The sequence below is a fragment of the Longivirga aurantiaca genome (genome assembly GCF_042660085.1).
In the GTDB taxonomy this organism is placed as follows: Bacteria; Actinomycetota; Actinomycetes; order S36-B12; family CAIYMF01; genus Longivirga; species Longivirga aurantiaca.
Genome location: NZ_JBHSTI010000008.1, coordinates 1,565,631 through 1,579,146 on the forward strand (window position 1 = coordinate 1,565,631; position 13,516 = coordinate 1,579,146).

The 13,516-nt window shown below is 72.8% G+C and carries 15 protein-coding genes; 8 read left to right on the forward strand and 7 right to left on the reverse strand.

Annotated features, from left to right (window positions below; genetic code table 11):
• Positions 1 to 10 precede the first annotated feature (10 nt).
• Together ACFQGU_RS11325 and ACFQGU_RS11330 are read left to right on the forward strand one after the other, a co-directional pair.
• The gene (locus ACFQGU_RS11325) at positions 11 to 760 is read left to right on the forward strand and encodes a sulfite exporter TauE/SafE family protein (protein ID WP_386766713.1); all 750 of its coding nucleotides are present in this window, start codon (positions 11 to 13) and stop codon (positions 758 to 760) included.
• Complete coding sequence (locus ACFQGU_RS11330) at positions 761 to 1,561, forward strand: TrmH family RNA methyltransferase (RefSeq protein WP_386766715.1); 801 nt, start codon at positions 761 to 763, stop codon at positions 1,559 to 1,561.
• Here the strand turns inward: ACFQGU_RS11330 and ACFQGU_RS11335 are convergent.
• Complete coding sequence (locus ACFQGU_RS11335; protein WP_386766717.1) at positions 1,552 to 2,790, reverse strand: pyridoxal phosphate-dependent decarboxylase family protein; 1,239 nt, start codon at positions 2,788 to 2,790, stop codon at positions 1,552 to 1,554. The genes ACFQGU_RS11330 and ACFQGU_RS11335 overlap by 10 nt on opposite strands.
• Before the next feature lie 18 nt (positions 2,791 to 2,808).
• Between ACFQGU_RS11335 and ACFQGU_RS11340 the strand changes: the two genes are divergently transcribed.
• On the forward strand, positions 2,809 to 3,390 hold the full coding sequence (locus tag ACFQGU_RS11340; RefSeq protein ID WP_386766719.1) for a histidine phosphatase family protein: 582 nt from the start codon (positions 2,809 to 2,811) through the stop codon (positions 3,388 to 3,390).
• Positions 3,391 to 3,399: 9 nt separating this feature from the next.
• Here ACFQGU_RS11340 and ACFQGU_RS11345 read toward each other — a convergent pair whose 3' ends face one another.
• Entirely contained in the window at positions 3,400 to 3,705 is a 306-nt protein-coding gene (locus ACFQGU_RS11345) for a hypothetical protein (protein ID WP_386766721.1), read from the reverse strand.
• Between the two features lie 84 nt (positions 3,706 to 3,789).
• Between ACFQGU_RS11345 and ACFQGU_RS11350 the strand changes: the two genes are divergently transcribed.
• From ACFQGU_RS11350 to ACFQGU_RS11360, 3 genes are all read left to right on the forward strand, one after another.
• On the forward strand, positions 3,790 to 5,046 hold the full coding sequence (locus ACFQGU_RS11350; RefSeq protein WP_386766723.1) for a monooxygenase: 1,257 nt from the start codon (positions 3,790 to 3,792) through the stop codon (positions 5,044 to 5,046).
• 118 nt (positions 5,047 to 5,164) lie between these two features.
• A complete protein-coding gene (locus ACFQGU_RS11355; RefSeq protein ID WP_386768247.1) occupies positions 5,165 to 6,766 on the forward strand; it encodes a DHA2 family efflux MFS transporter permease subunit in 1,602 nt (533 codons plus the stop codon).
• Between the two features lie 460 nt (positions 6,767 to 7,226).
• Positions 7,227 to 7,502: a hypothetical protein gene (locus ACFQGU_RS11360; protein ID WP_386766725.1), complete on the forward strand. Its 276-nt coding sequence runs from the start codon at positions 7,227 to 7,229 to the stop codon at positions 7,500 to 7,502.
• 45 nt (positions 7,503 to 7,547) lie between these two features.
• Here ACFQGU_RS11360 and ACFQGU_RS11365 read toward each other — a convergent pair whose 3' ends face one another.
• A complete protein-coding gene (locus tag ACFQGU_RS11365) occupies positions 7,548 to 7,931 on the reverse strand; it encodes an ACT domain-containing protein (protein ID WP_386766726.1) in 384 nt (127 codons plus the stop codon).
• Between the two features lie 113 nt (positions 7,932 to 8,044).
• On the opposite strand from ACFQGU_RS11365, the gene ACFQGU_RS11370 reads away from it, so the two are divergent.
• Positions 8,045 to 9,409 carry an MFS transporter gene (locus tag ACFQGU_RS11370; protein WP_386766728.1) on the forward strand — a complete coding sequence of 455 codons (1,365 nt, stop codon included), beginning with the start codon at positions 8,045 to 8,047 and terminating at the stop codon, positions 9,407 to 9,409.
• An 11-nt stretch (positions 9,410 to 9,420) separates the two neighbouring features.
• On the opposite strand, the gene ACFQGU_RS11375 is transcribed toward ACFQGU_RS11370, so the two are convergent.
• On the reverse strand, positions 9,421 to 9,807 hold the full coding sequence (locus ACFQGU_RS11375; protein ID WP_386766730.1) for a hypothetical protein: 387 nt from the start codon (positions 9,805 to 9,807) through the stop codon (positions 9,421 to 9,423).
• 254 nt (positions 9,808 to 10,061) lie between these two features.
• Between ACFQGU_RS11375 and ACFQGU_RS11380 the strand changes: the two genes are divergently transcribed.
• The gene (locus ACFQGU_RS11380; protein WP_386766732.1) at positions 10,062 to 10,415 is read left to right on the forward strand and encodes an RNA polymerase-binding protein RbpA; all 354 of its coding nucleotides are present in this window, start codon (positions 10,062 to 10,064) and stop codon (positions 10,413 to 10,415) included.
• Positions 10,416 to 10,488: 73 nt separating this feature from the next.
• On the opposite strand, the gene ACFQGU_RS11385 is transcribed toward ACFQGU_RS11380, so the two are convergent.
• From ACFQGU_RS11385 to lnt, 3 genes are read right to left on the reverse strand one after another with little or no spacing between them, the layout of a single operon-like run.
• A complete protein-coding gene (locus tag ACFQGU_RS11385) occupies positions 10,489 to 11,016 on the reverse strand; it encodes an FxsA family protein (protein WP_386766734.1) in 528 nt (175 codons plus the stop codon).
• Positions 11,017 to 11,020: 4 nt separating this feature from the next.
• The gene (locus ACFQGU_RS11390) at positions 11,021 to 11,815 is read right to left on the reverse strand and encodes a polyprenol monophosphomannose synthase (protein WP_386766736.1); all 795 of its coding nucleotides are present in this window, start codon (positions 11,813 to 11,815) and stop codon (positions 11,021 to 11,023) included.
• Positions 11,812 to 13,497: an apolipoprotein N-acyltransferase gene (gene lnt, locus ACFQGU_RS11395; protein ID WP_386766738.1), complete on the reverse strand. Its 1,686-nt coding sequence runs from the start codon at positions 13,495 to 13,497 to the stop codon at positions 11,812 to 11,814. Before lnt ends, ACFQGU_RS11390 begins: the two co-directional genes overlap by 4 nt.
• Between the last annotated feature and the right edge of the window lie 19 nt (positions 13,498 to 13,516).

Sequence of the window (13,516 nt, forward strand, 5' to 3'; positions counted from 1 at the left end):
ACCAGCACCCGTGGAGCTGCTCCTCCTGGTCGGCGCCGGCATCGTGGCCGGCGCCGTGAACGCCGCGGTGGGGAGCGGCACGCTGCTGACGTACCCGCTGCTGCTCGCGTACGGGCTCCCACCCGTCGTGGCCAACGGCACCAACAGCGCCGGCCTGGCGCCCGGCAACCTGTTCGGCGCGTTCGGCTACCGGCGCCAGATGGCAGGGCGGCGCCGCGAGGTGGTGCCGCTCGCCGTCACCGTCGGATCGGGCGCGCTCGTCGGCGCGATCCTCGTGGTGGCCCTCCCGGCCAGCGTGTTCGAGCGCATCGTGCCGTGGTTCATCCTGCTGGCGTGCCTGCTCGTGCTGGTGGGCCCGCGGGTCACCGCGACGCTGAAGTCCCGCGGCGTCGACCCCACCACGCTGCCGCGCCACGTGCTGCTGCCGGTCCTCCTGGTGGTGGGCCTCTACGCGGGCTACTTCGGGGCCGCCCAGGGGATCATCCTCGTGGCCGCGCTGACGGTGCTCTTCGACGTCGACCTGCAGCGCTCGAACGCCGTGAAGAACGTGCTGCAGGGCGTCTCGAACGGCGTGGCCGCAGCCGTCTTCGCCATCGCCGGGGCAGTCGCGTGGGCGCCGGCTCTCGCGCTCGCGCTCGGTGCCTCGGTCGGGGGAGCGGTGGGCGCGCCCGTCGCGCGCCGCCTGCCCACTGCCGCGCTGCGCGGGCTCATCGTCGTCGTCGGCGTCGTGGCCGCCGTCGTCAGCCTGAGGAACCTCTAGATGGCTACCCTCGTCGGCGTCGACGACCCGCGCGACCCGCGGCTCGTCGACTACACCGACCTCACCGACGTGTCGCTGCGCCGGGTCCGCGAGCCGGCCGAAGGACTGTTCCTGGCCGAGGGCGAGAAGGTCGTGCGCCGCGCCCTCGACTCCGGATACGCGCCGCGCTCGCTGCTCATGGCGCGCAAGTGGTGGGACGGCCTGCGCGACGTCGTCGAGCCGCACGACTGCCCCGTGTACCTCGCCGACGACGTGCTGCTCGAGCAGGTCACGGGCTACCGCGTACACCGGGGGGCGTTGGCGTCGATGCAGCGCCGTCCCCTCCCGCTCCTTGACGACGTGCTCGCCACCGCACGCCGCGTCGTGGTGCTGGAGGACCTGGTCGACCACACCAACGTGGGGGCGGTCTTCCGCAACGCCGCGGCGCTCGGGATGGACGCGGTGCTCGTGAGCCCGGAGTGCGCCGACCCGCTGTACCGGCGCAGCGTCAAGGTCTCGATGGGCTCGGTGCTCGCGGTGCCGTGGACCCGGGCCGACCCGTGGCCAGGCACCCTGCACCGCCTCGCCGAGCTCGGCTTCTCGACGTACGCGCTCTCACCCGACCCGGCAGGAGCCGACCTGCGCACCCTCGAGATCCCGGACCGGGTCGCGGTGGTGCTCGGCACCGAGGGGGAGGGGCTGAGCAGCGCGGCCCTGGCCGCGTGCACCGACCGCGTGCGCATCCCGATGGCTGCCGGCGTCGACAGCCTCAACGTCGCGGCGGCGAGCGCGGTGACGTTCTTCGCGCTCGGTCAGGCGTAGCGGCCGGCGTCGTCGCTCGACGCACCCGTCCGCACGACCTCCTCGTAGCAGTCGACGAAGTCCGGGATGAGCTGGTCGAGAACGCCGGCGTGGGCGGGCGACACCATCACGTGCAGCCCAGGCTCGCCGCCGTTCGTGCCCGTGAGGCGGTTGAGCCACCAGCCCTTGGCCTCCATGAGGTCGGCCACGGCGTACAGCGAGACGTCCGGCCGCTCCGAGCGCCACGACAGGATCGTGCCCACCGGGGCACCGTTCACCACCACGCCGTCGCACGTCTCGAAGCCGGCACGGATCCGGCCCCCCGTGTCGAGCATCGATGCGACCATCTGCTCGAAGCCCGCGCGACCCAGGTGCTGCAGCACCGCCCACGCCGCGATGACGGGCGCCGCCGACTTCGCGCCGGCGACTGCGGGGGAGCCGTAGAGGCCTGCCGGCCACTGGTCGTACACGAACCACTGGTGGCCGGCCCAGTCGCCGTCGCGGTGCAGCACGACCGAGCAGCCCTTGGGCACGAAGCCGTACTTGTGCAGGTCGACCGACATGCTCGTGACGCCGGGCACGGAGAAGTCCCACGGCCGCACGGGATCCGGGAGGAAGGGCAGCACCATGCCGCCGACGCACGCGTCGACGTGGCAGCCCGCACCGGACTCCGCCGCGATCGCGGCGACGGCAGCCACGTCGTCCAGCACGCCGTGCGGGTAGGAGAACGCGGATGCCACCACGAGCGCGGTCCGCTCGTCGACCAGGCCGCGCAGGGCGTCGAGATCGGCGGTGAGGGACCGGGGGTCGAGCGGCGCCTGCCGGTAGTCGAGGTCGAGGAAGTGCGCGGCCTTCGCGTACGCCGGGTGCGCGGACGCCGGTGCCACGACGACGGGGCGGGCCACGCCCCTCGCGCGTGCCCGCTGACGGGCGACCAGCACCGCCATGAGGATCGACTCGGTGCCGCCGGACGTCGTGCTGCCGCCACCTCCGGACGGCAGCCCCACGAGCCCGGACACCTCCCGCACGACCTCCTCGGCGAGCCGCGACTGCTCGGGGAAGCGGAAGGGGTTCAGCGCGTTGCTGTAGAGCAGGCGGTCGTGCACGGCGTGCGTGAGCCGCTCGAGCTCACGGTCGCCGGTGGGATAGGTCAGACCGAACAGGTGCGCCCCGTGCGGGTCCGGATCCTTGCCGCGCGCAGCATCGAGCTCGGCGAGCACGTCGTCGACGGGGCGTCCCTCTGTGTCCACGACTGGCAGGCTACGACGATGACCGCCATCAGGGGACGCATCGTGGTGCTCCGGCACGCCGAGACGTCCTGGAGCAGGGACGGCCGGCACACCGGGCGCACCGACGTGCCTCTGACGCCGGAGGGGGAGGAGGCGGCGCGCGCCGCTGCGGCACGGATCGCGGCCTTCGCGCCCGGCCTCGTTCTCACCAGCCCGTTGCTGCGGGCCCGGCGGACGGCTGAGCTCGCGGGCCTGTCGGCAGAGGTCGAGCCCGACCTGCTCGAGTGGGACTACGGCGTGTACGAGGGCCGCACGACCCAGGGCATCAAGGACGACCTCGGCGACCCGGCGTGGAGCGTGTGGACCACGCTCGACGGGCTGGGGGAGCCGGTCGACGACGTCGGCGCGCGGGCCGCGCGCGTGCTGACGCGGTGCCAGCCCGTCGTCGAGTCGGGGGAGGACGTCGTGCTCGTCGCGCACGCGCACCTGCTGCGGATACTGACCGCCGTGCACCTCGGACTGCCCGCGATCGACGGACGCTCGTTCGTGCTTCCACCGGCCGGCATCGGCGTGCTCGGCTGGGAGCGCAGCACCCGCGCCTTGCTCGGCTGGGGGCTCTGACGAACGACGTCAGCCGCGCGCAGCGGTCAGCGCAGCCCCCGTGGCGAAGGCGCCGACGAAGGCCCCGGCCGCGCTGCTGATGGGGTTGTCGATGAACGGCAGCCACGCCAGGAGGAATGTCCCGGTGCCGACGACGGCGCCGCACACGACTCCGGCGACCACGCCGGTGCGCAGCGCCCGTCCCCAGCGCCCGGGGGTCGCCTTCGTCGTGGCCACCTCCTTCGCCGAGGCGGCCGCGGCCGGCGCGGCGGGCTTCCCGGACATGGTCGACTCGACCTCGCGCAGCAGCCGGTCGAGCTCGTCGTCACCACTCATGGGGCCATTGTCCGTCGAGCCGCCCCGATCGGCGCGCCGTCGTCCGGATTCCTCAGGGACGGACGGGCACGTACCCTGGCGCGCATGCTGCGACCCGCCCACCGCTCGGTGCGCCTCCTCGCCGTGGCCGCCGCGACCGCCGTGGCGCTCACGGCGTGCGGCACCGGCGATCAGGCGCCCGACGGTGCCGCGTCCGCGTCCGCCTCGGCGCCGTCGGACCACGGCACGGACGGCACGGACGGCGCGCACGACACCGGCACCCCCAGCCCGCCGGCGTCGCCGTCACCGCTGCGCGCCGGCGAGGAGTTCGTGACCGTCGGCGTGGCCGACGACCTCCCCGGCGGGCGCTACGTGCCCGATGCGCCCGAGGGCAGCACCGACGACTACCGCTGCTTCCTCGCCGACCCGGGCCTCACGAGCGACGCGTTCGTGACGGGCGTCCAGTTCCTCCCGGCCAACCCCGCCGTGGTCCACCACTCCATCGTGTTCCGCGTCGAGCCCGACCAGGTCGGTGCCGCGCTCGAGAAGGACGCCGAGGACGAGCGGCCGGGCTGGGAGTGCTTCGGCGGTCCGGGCCTGCCGTCGAAGAGCCGGAACGTGATGGACGGCCTCGACGCGGCACCCTGGCTCGCGGGCTGGGCACCCGGCGGTCGGGAGAACCTGTTCGCGGACGAGGTCGGCGTACCCCTGTCGGCCGGGAGCCAGGTCGTCATCCAGATGCACTACAACCTGCGCGTGGCCACCGGCGATGCCGCGGCCGACAACACGCAGGTGCGGCTGCGGACGTCGTCCCGCACCGACCTCGAGCCGCTGCGCACGACGCTCCTGCCGGCGCCGGTCGAGCTCCCGTGCGCCGAGGGCCAGTCCGGCCCGCTGTGCTCGCGCGGCAGCTCCGTCGCGGACGTCGTACGCCGGTTCGGCCAGGGATCGATGCGCACGATCGGCGGCCTGCAGCTGCTGTGCGACGGCGACCCGTTCGCACCGAAGGCCGGGGCCACCCAGAGCTGCGTGCGGAAGGTCAGGGCACCCGAGACGGTGCGCGCGGCAGCGGGCCACATGCACCTGCTCGGCAAGAGCATCACGATCGTCGCCAACGAGGGCACCAGCCGCGAGCGCACGCTGCTCGACATCCCGGTGTGGGACTTCGACGACCAGTCCGCGCGCCCGCTCGACACCCCGGTGGCGCTGAAGCCGGGCGACACGATCACGGTGACGTGCACGCACGACGCCGCGCTGCGCGACCAGCTGCCCTCCCTGCAGGACGTGCCGGACCGCTACGTGGTCTGGGGCGAGGGCACCACCGACGAGATGTGCCTCGGCATCCTGCTGGTCACGGACTGAGCACGGGGGAGTCGGCAGTCCGCCAGAACGCTAGAGGGTCTAGCGTTCAGGTGTGACCGACCAGGGGACGACGACGAGCGCGCCGACCACCGACGCACCTCGCACGAGCTGGGTGCCGATGCTGTTCATCGGCCTCGGCACGGCGATGTTCATCATGGACGCGACGATCGTCAACGTCTCGCTCCCGTCCATCATCCGCGACCTCGGGATCTCCTCGGTCGACGCCGAGTGGGTCAACGCGGTCTACGCGCTCGTCTTCGCGGCGCTCCTGATCATCGCCGGCCGGGTGGGGGACCGGGTCGGCCGTCGCCTGGTCTTCATCATCGGCGCCATCGTGTTCGGCGTCGCCAGCGTCATCGCCGCCCGCACCGGCGACGGCACGGCCCTCATCGCCGCCCGCGCGCTCCAGGGTGTCGGCGGCGCGATGATGTCGCCCGCCTCGCTGTCGCTGGTGAACTCGATCTACGTCGGCCGCGCGCGGCTGGTCGCGTTCGCGATCTACGGCTCGATCATCGGAGGCATGGCGGCGATCGGGCCGCTGCTCGGCGGCTGGCTCACCGAGAACCACTCCTGGCGCTGGGCGTTCTACATCAACGTCCCGATCGTCATCCTCATCGTCGTCGGGTCGCTGCTGAAGGTGCCGGAGAGCAAGGACGAGCACATCGAGAAGGGCTTCGACCTCCTCGGCGCGGCCCTGTCCGCCGTCGGCATCGGCGCCCTCGTCTTCGGCCTCATCGAGGGCCGCAACTACGGCTGGATCCGCACGACGCGCGAGATGACGTTCGCGAACATCACCATCCCCGAGGGCTCCATCTCGCCCGTGCTGTGGGCCTTCCTGGTCTCGCTCGTGGGCATCCTCCTGCTGCTCCTCGTCGAGAGCCGGCGCTCCCGCGCGGGAAAGGTCGTGCTCCTCGACCTCCGGCTCTTCCGCATCACGACCTTCAGCCTGGGCAGCTTCGCCGGCCTCATCGTGAGCCTGGGGGAGTTCGGGATCCTGTTCTCGCTCCCGCTCTTCCTGCAGAGCGTCCTCGGCTACACGGCCTTCGGAGCGGGCGCGATGCTCGCGACACTGGCGATCGGCGCGTTCCTCGCGGGTCCGACGTCCGCGCAGATGGCGCAACGGCGGTCGCCGCGCTTCGTCGCCCGCCTCGGCATGGGGCTCGAGGCGATCGCCATCCTCGGGCTCGGGCTCACGCTGTCGACCACGGTCAGCAGCTGGGTGATCGCGTTCTGGCTCGTCGTGTACGGCGTCGGCGTGGGCTACGCGAGCGCACAGCTCACGAGCCTGATCCTCGCCGACGTACCGCGGCGCCAGAGCGGCCAAGCCTCCGGCACGCAGAGCACCGCCCGGCAGATCGGCTCCGCCCTGGGCACGGCCGTGCTCGGCACCGTCCTGTTCGTGACGCTGTCCGCACAGACCGAGACCAACCTCGCGGCAGTGCCCGGTCTCGACGACACCCAGCGCCAGCAGATCGCCGACGTGGTCGAGCAGTCCGCGGGCACCGCGATCCCCGGTCTCGCCGAGCAGCCCGGGGGAGAGGCTGTCGCATCGGCGGCTGGCGAGGCGTTCGCGACGGCCATCAGCCTCACCGCCTACACCGCGGCCGGCTTCGTCTTCCTCGGCCTGCTGGCCACCCTCGGCCTGCCCGCGAGCGGCGCGCGTCGCGAGGACGACGAACCCGACCCGCACGAGCCGGCGTCCGACACCGTGGCCGCCTGAGCGAGCGCGCGCTGGGTGCCTCCACGCTCGGCGTCCGGGCTGGCGGCCCTGGCGCTGCGGACCCTCGTGCTGTGGGGCCCGTGGGTGCTCGCAGGGTTCGTCGCCAGCAGCTCGACCTCGAGCACCGCGCTGGTCGTGGCCGCCGTCGTGCTGTCGCCGCTGTGGATCGCGGTCGTCGTCGTGCTGACGCTGCGCGACACCGGACGTCGTGCGCCGCACGAACGCGCGTCCGGCACCCGGACCGTATGCGCGAGCCCTAGGAGAGGGGACGGTCCTTCTTCCGTGGGCCACCCGTCACGGGGCTCCGTTCGGATTACATTACATAATGCTCATTATCGGATAATGCCCAGGAGCACGGAGGGGCGCCGCGGTCGTCCACTGCCTCGACGAGCACCGGGTCGCGGCGTTCTACGCCTCCCTGGGCGGGCTGCTGGAGGTCGAGTCGTCGGACGGCGACGTCGTGACCCTGGAGTCCGAGCACCTGCAGGTGTCGTCCGTGCGCGTGCCGACGCATGCCGCCGCGGCGATCCCGCTGGCCGATCCGGTGGATCGACGCGCGGACACCCCGCTGAGGCTCGTGCTGCCGGGGCCGCACCTCGCGGCCGCCCGGGCCGCAGCCTCCGGCCTCGGAGGCTCCGCCGACCCCGTCGAGCGCCAGTGGCGCCGGCGCGGCGGACGGCGCGTGGACGCCGTCGACCCCGAACGGATCGTCGTCAGCCGGCGCGAGCCGCTCTGAGGGCGTCCTGACGAATCGAACGTAATCGAACACGGGGCAGGGGAGTCAGCCCGCGTGCACCTGGTGGCCGGCGCCGCGCAGGGCCTCCACCGCCTTCTCCAGCGCCGCGGCGTGCACCAGCACGTAGTCGGTGTCGTACGTCGACACCACGAACACGCTGACGTCGACGTCGGCCAGCGGCTGCGTGAGCCCCGCCATCACCCCGACCATCGAGAAATCGAGCGGTCCCGCCACCTCGAGCGCCCGCCAGTCGGGCTCGACCCGCACGTGCTCCCCTGTCGGCGCCTCGTCCTCGGGGCACACGATCGACAGCTCGGAGTCGGTGCGGGTGACCGACCAGAAGCGCGCGCCGGGCTCCGGGACGGGCCACGGCGAGCCGGAGGGCAGCTTGCAGACGGACAGGCGGTCGTCGAGCACTCGGAGGTCCACGACCCCATCCTGCCGCGCGCTCCCCCTGCGCTGGCTCAACTCCCGGACACGGCTTCGGCGAGTCCGGGACGCGCGGCCCTCCGGTCCACCATCATCTGCCCCGGAGGTCGCCCATGTCCGCAGTCAGCACGGCGTCGCAGATCGACCCGGTCGAGCGTCGTCGGGAGCAACGGGGTTGGTACTGGTACGACTTCGCCAACTCGGCGTTCGTCACCACCACGGCCACCGTCCTCGCGGGCCCGTACATCACCTCGGTCGCCAAGACCGCGGCGTGCGGCACGTCCGAGGGCGACTGCGACGTGCCGCTCACCGTCCTCGGGCTGTCGGTGAGCCCGGGCGCCCTCTACTTCTACGCCATCACGATCACGACGATCCTGTCGGCGTTCATCCTCCCGGTGGTGGGCGCGTTCGCCGACCGCAGCGGCACCAAGAAGCGGCTGCTCGCCGGATTCGCCTGGGCCGGCTCGTTCTTCGCCGCCCTGCTGTTCTTCGTCAGCGGCGGCAACTGGCTGCTCGGCGTGCTGGCGATGATGGGCGCCTCGTTGTGCCTCGGTGCCAGCCTCGTGGTCTACGACGCGATCCTCATCGAGATCGCTACGCCCGACGAGCGCGACGGCGTCTCCAGCCGGGGCTGGGCGCTCGGGTACGTCGGCGGCGCCCTGCTGCTCGTGATCAACCTCGCGCTGCTCACCGTGATGAAGGACGACCAGGGGCTCGCCGCCCGCATCTGCATGCTCACCGCAGCCGCCTGGTGGGCGGGCTTCACGTTCGTGCCCTTCGTCCGCCTGCGCAACCGGCCTCCGGTGAACGTCGAGAAGCTCGACGGCGGTGCGCTCGGCCGCAGCTTCGGCCAGCTCTGGCACACGCTGCAGCACGCCCGCGCGTACCCGATGACGCTGCTGTTCCTCGTGGCCTACCTGTTCTTCAACGACGGCGTGCAGACGGTCATCTACGCCTCGTCCGTGTACGGCAGCGAGGAGCTCGGCTTCGAGACCGACGTCCTGTTCATCGCGATCCTGACCGTGCAGATCGTCGCGATCTTCGGCGCGCTGCTCCTCGGCCGTCTGGCCGGGAGGTTCGGCGCCAAGCGCGTCGTGCTCGGCAGCCTCGTGGCGTGGATGTTCGTCATCGCCGGCGGCTACCTCGTCCCGGAGAACGCGATGGTGCCGTTCATCCTGCTGGCGGCGTCGATCGGCCTCGTGCTGGGAGGCACCCAGGCGCTGTCGCGCTCGCTGTTCTCCCAGCTGATCCCACGCGGCCGGGAGGCGGAGTACTTCTCGCTCTACCAGGCGATGGAGCGCGGCACGTCGTGGCTCGGCACCCTCGCCTTCGGGCTCGCGTTCACGATCTTCGGGTCGTACCGCATCGCGATCGTGCTGCTGGTGGTGTTCTTCGTGGTCGGCGGGATCCTGCTGAGCCGCGTGGACGTCAAGCGCGGTATCCGCGAAGCGGGCAACGAGATGCCCGCGGTCGTCTGACCGACCTGGCACTACTCCCCCGCGCGCCGCAGCGCGTACGCCGTCAGGCCCTCGGCCACGAGTCCTGACGCGCCGAACGCCGCGAGCCACAGGGCCTTGCGACGGCTGCCCCCGGCCATGCCGTCCGGCGTGGGCCGGGCGGCCTCGGCGAGGAACGCGAGCGCGTCGCCGCCGTCCGACACCGCCATCGCGGCCACCCAGCCCGACGTCGGTGCGCCGGACCGGTGGGCGGCCAGGGTGCCCAGGCCGAGCGCGAGCTCGCGCGCGCCCACCAGGCGGGTCTCCCCCGGCCTGGTCGCGCACAGAGCGGCGAGGCCGAGGCGTACGACGCCCAGCACCGGGACCGACCGCCGCAGGCCCGTCTCCCACGACTGCGCCGCGGGGGTGATGTCGGTCATGCCTTCACCCCACCACGCCCCGGGCGCCGCCGCACCACGGGCCCGGCGACCCGGCGGGGCAGGGCGCTGACCTGCACCTTCGCTCGATGGGCCCTCCCCCGGCCACCGAGCTCCACCGGGCCTCCGTGAGCGGTCGATAACCGGACGGATGGTTGGAGAACGGATCCTGGGGAACACCAGGCGCGTCCATGCACGTTGAGAGCAACAAGACCGGTCCCCCCGACCGGCGCCCGAACACGACGACAGGATCCGACATGAGCGACGGCGCCCTCCGCGGCACGCGCCTCGGTGCGACGAGCTACGAGAACGACGACCACGTCGAGCTCGCTCCGCGCCAGGTCGTGCACTACGACTGCCCCAACGGGCACACGACGTCCATGCCCTTCAGCACCGAGGCCGAGGTCCCGGCGCTCTGGGAGTGCCACACCTGCGGTGCCGAGGCCCTCAACCGTGACGGTGAGCGCCCCGAGGCCAAGTACGTGAAGCCGGCCCGCACCCACTGGGACATGCTGCTCGAGCGCCGCACGCTCGAGGACCTCGAGGTCCTGCTCCAGGAGCGCCTCGAGCTGCTCCGCGAGACGCGCACCCCGAGCCGCAAGTCCGCCTGACCACGCGATCCTCTCCCCCTCCACGACGAGCCCGGTGCCACTGGCACCGGGCTCGTCTGGTGGTCGGAGGGCGCTACCGCGCCGGCGGGTCGTCGTCGCGGACGATCTCGCCCGCCACGATCTCGCCACGGACCGGGCGCACCTCGTCCTCGCGCACGACCGTGCCGGTGACCGTGGTGGTGGTCTGCTGGAAGACGACGCCCGCCGCGGTGGCGCGACGCCGGACCGACCTCGAGATGGTGCGCCGCACGAACGTGCGCAGCGGCGGGATCAGCAGCAGGAGCCCGAGCGCGCTCGTGATGAGGCCCGGCACCGCGATCATCGCGCCCGCGAGGAAGACCAGGCCCGCGTCGCCGACCTCACGCCCCACCTGCTCGGCGCTGGCCTGTCCGGGCATGACCGTGACGCCGTCGGCCTGCACCGGGCGCAGCGACCGCGCGGCGGCGAAGCCGGCGCGCCGCATGACGGCCGAGCCGAGGATCACGAGCACGGCGACGGCGAGCAGCACCCCCGCCCAGCCGATGATCCCGGCGAGCCAGGACGCGACGAACCACTCGGCGACGACGTAGACGACGAGTCCGGCGAGGAAGAGCAGGCCCATACCTCTACCAACCGCCGTGGTCGGGTGACTTCTTCCCGGCGAGGAGTCGCTTGGCCTTCTGCGTCTTGTCCTGCACTCCCCAGACGGTGACCCGCCAGAGGGCCTCGGACACGATGCGCTGGTCCATCTTGGAGTCGCCGAGCTCGCGCTCGACGAACTCGATCGGCACCTCGGCCACGCGCAGCCCGGCCTGCACCGCGCGTCGGGCGAGGTCGACCTGGAAGCAGTAGCCCTTGCTCTCGACGCCGGACAGGTCGAGCGTGCGCAGGGTCGCGGCGCGGAACGCGCGGTAGCCGCCCGTGGCGTCCTTCAGCGGCACGCCCAGCATGATGCGGGTGTAGACGTTGCCGCCGCGGCTGAGGACCTCGCGCGACTTCGGCCAGTTCACGACCGAGCCGCCCTTGACGTAGCGGGATCCGAGCACGAGGTCGGCGGTGCGCAGCTTCTCGAGCAGCCGGTGCAGCTGCTCCGGCTGGTGCGAGCCGTCCGCGTCCATCTCGATGACGACGTCGTACCCGTGCTCGAGCGCCCAGTCGAAGCCGGCGAGGTACGCCGCCCCGAGACCCTGCTTGCCGGCGCGGTGCATCACCTGGATGCGGTCGTCCTCGGCCGCGAGCCGGTCGGCGATGTCGCCGGTGCCGTCCGGGCTGTTGTCGTCGGCCACGAGCACGTGAACCTCGGGCAGCGCCGTGCGGACCCGGGCGACGATGCGCTCGAGGTTCTCCTTCTCGTTGTACGTCGGGATCACCACGACGATGCGACCGAGGTCGGCGAACTGCGGCGGGGTGGGCTCGCTCACGCGCTGGGCTCCTTGCTGGGCTGGGGCTCCTCCGAGCCTACGTCCCGGCGGCGTCGAAGACCGAACACGGCGAGGATCCAGAGCACCACGGCGGCCGCGGCCGCCAGCAGCTCGGGCACCGCCCCCGCGCTGTCCGCGATGGTGAGGTCGTCGCGCAGCGGGACGGTGTCGACCAGGTAGCCGGCCTGCAGCTCGCCGATCGAGCCGGCGAGGGTGCCGTCAGGGCGCACGATCGCCGAGATGCCGCTCGTGGACGCGATGAGCACCGCCCGGCCGTGCTCCACCGCGCGCAGCCGCGACATCCCGAGCTGCTGCTGCGGCTGGCCGGTGAGGTTGTAGGTCGCGTTGTTGGTCTGCACCGCGAGGATCCGGGCCCCCTGGCCCTCCAGGTCGCCCTTCACCCCGACCCCCTGCACGGCTGCACGCCCGAGCTCGTCGTAGGCCACCTCGAAGCAGATGAGGTTGCCGAGCCGGGCCGGACCCACCTGCAGTACCCCGGTGGAGTCACCGGGCGCGAAGTCGCGCGGGATCCGGTCGAAGCGACCGATGAGCTTCGCGAGCACGGCCCGGCCGGGGATCCACTCGCCGAACGGCACGGGGTGCTGCTTCACGTAGAAGTCCGACGGGCCGGGCGTGCCCGACGAGGTGGGCAGCCACACGATGCCGGTGTTCCAGATGTACGTCGGGTCGTCCGGCTTCTCGACGACCGCGCCCACCAGCACCGGCACGTCGATCGCGTCGACCGCCGACTGGATCCGCGCGGCTGCGGCGGGATCGCGCAGCGGGTCGATGTCGGTGGAGTTCTCGGGCCAGATCACCAGGTCGGGCTGCGGGGCGCGGCCGGCGGCCACGTCGGCGGCGAGCCGCTCGGTCTCCGCGACGTGGTTCTTCAGCACCTGCTCGCGCTCGCCCTGGAAGTCGAGGCCGGGCTCGGGCACGTTGCCCTGGATCACCGCAGCGACCACCTCCGACGGCTGCCCGTCGGTGGCCTGCCCCTCGGTCGGCAGCGGCACGAGACCGCCGGCGGTGCAGATGACGGCGACGGCGACGAGGGTGCCGACCGCGAGCCGCGGCTCGCGCCAGCGCAGCACGACGAACGCCAGCAGCGCCCCGACGAGGGCGATCGCGAACGTCACCAGCGGAGCCCCCGCCAGGGCGGCGTACGGCGTGAGCGTGGTGTCGGTCTGCCCGTACGCCAGGCGGCCCCACGGGAACCCGCCGAGCGGGACGCGGTCGCGGATGGCCTCGGAGAGCACCCACATGAGCGGGACCACGAGCGGCCAGGCGCGCAGGCGCGAGGTGGCGGCGACCCCCGCGGCGGTGAGGGCGATGAACAGCGCGAAGGCACCGCCGAGCAGGAGCCAGGCATCGGTGCCGACCACCCGCATCCAGGCGAGGTGCGGCAGCAGGAACGCGGCGCCGGCGAGGTAGCCCAGCCAGAACCCGCGGCGGGCGCGGACGCCGTGCCACGAGAGCGTCATGAGCGCGAGCGCCGGTGGTGCGAGGTAGACGATGTCGTACGGCGGGAAGGAGAGCACCAGCAGCAGCCCGCCGAGGATCGATCCAGCCGCGCGGAGCATGGTCTCGCGGGCCACCGGGCCACGGGAGGGCCGAGGCTCCACGCCGTCCACGCCGGGGACCTCGTCGAGCCCCTCGCGAGCGTCGTCACCCGTCACGGACACGCCCTGACATTACGTGATG

What these genes read in the sequence shown, in the direction of transcription:
- ACFQGU_RS11330 (WP_386766715.1), top strand. Translation starts at nt 761, where the DNA reads ATGGCTACCCTCGTCGGCGTCGACGACCCGCGCGACCCGCGGCTCGTC.
- ACFQGU_RS11340 (WP_386766719.1), top strand. Translation starts at nt 2,809, where the DNA reads ATGACCGCCATCAGGGGACGCATCGTGGTGCTCCGGCACGCCGAGACG.
- ACFQGU_RS11345 (WP_386766721.1), bottom strand. Translation starts at nt 3,705, where the DNA reads ATGAGTGGTGACGACGAGCTCGACCGGCTGCTGCGCGAGGTCGAGTCG.
- ACFQGU_RS11350 (WP_386766723.1), top strand. Translation starts at nt 3,790, where the DNA reads ATGCTGCGACCCGCCCACCGCTCGGTGCGCCTCCTCGCCGTGGCCGCC.
- ACFQGU_RS11355 (WP_386768247.1), top strand. Translation starts at nt 5,165, where the DNA reads ATGCTGTTCATCGGCCTCGGCACGGCGATGTTCATCATGGACGCGACG.
- ACFQGU_RS11370 (WP_386766728.1), top strand. Translation starts at nt 8,045, where the DNA reads ATGTCCGCAGTCAGCACGGCGTCGCAGATCGACCCGGTCGAGCGTCGT.
- ACFQGU_RS11375 (WP_386766730.1), bottom strand. Translation starts at nt 9,807, where the DNA reads ATGACCGACATCACCCCCGCGGCGCAGTCGTGGGAGACGGGCCTGCGG.
- ACFQGU_RS11380 (WP_386766732.1), top strand. Translation starts at nt 10,062, where the DNA reads ATGAGCGACGGCGCCCTCCGCGGCACGCGCCTCGGTGCGACGAGCTAC.
- ACFQGU_RS11385 (WP_386766734.1), bottom strand. Translation starts at nt 11,016, where the DNA reads ATGGGCCTGCTCTTCCTCGCCGGACTCGTCGTCTACGTCGTCGCCGAG.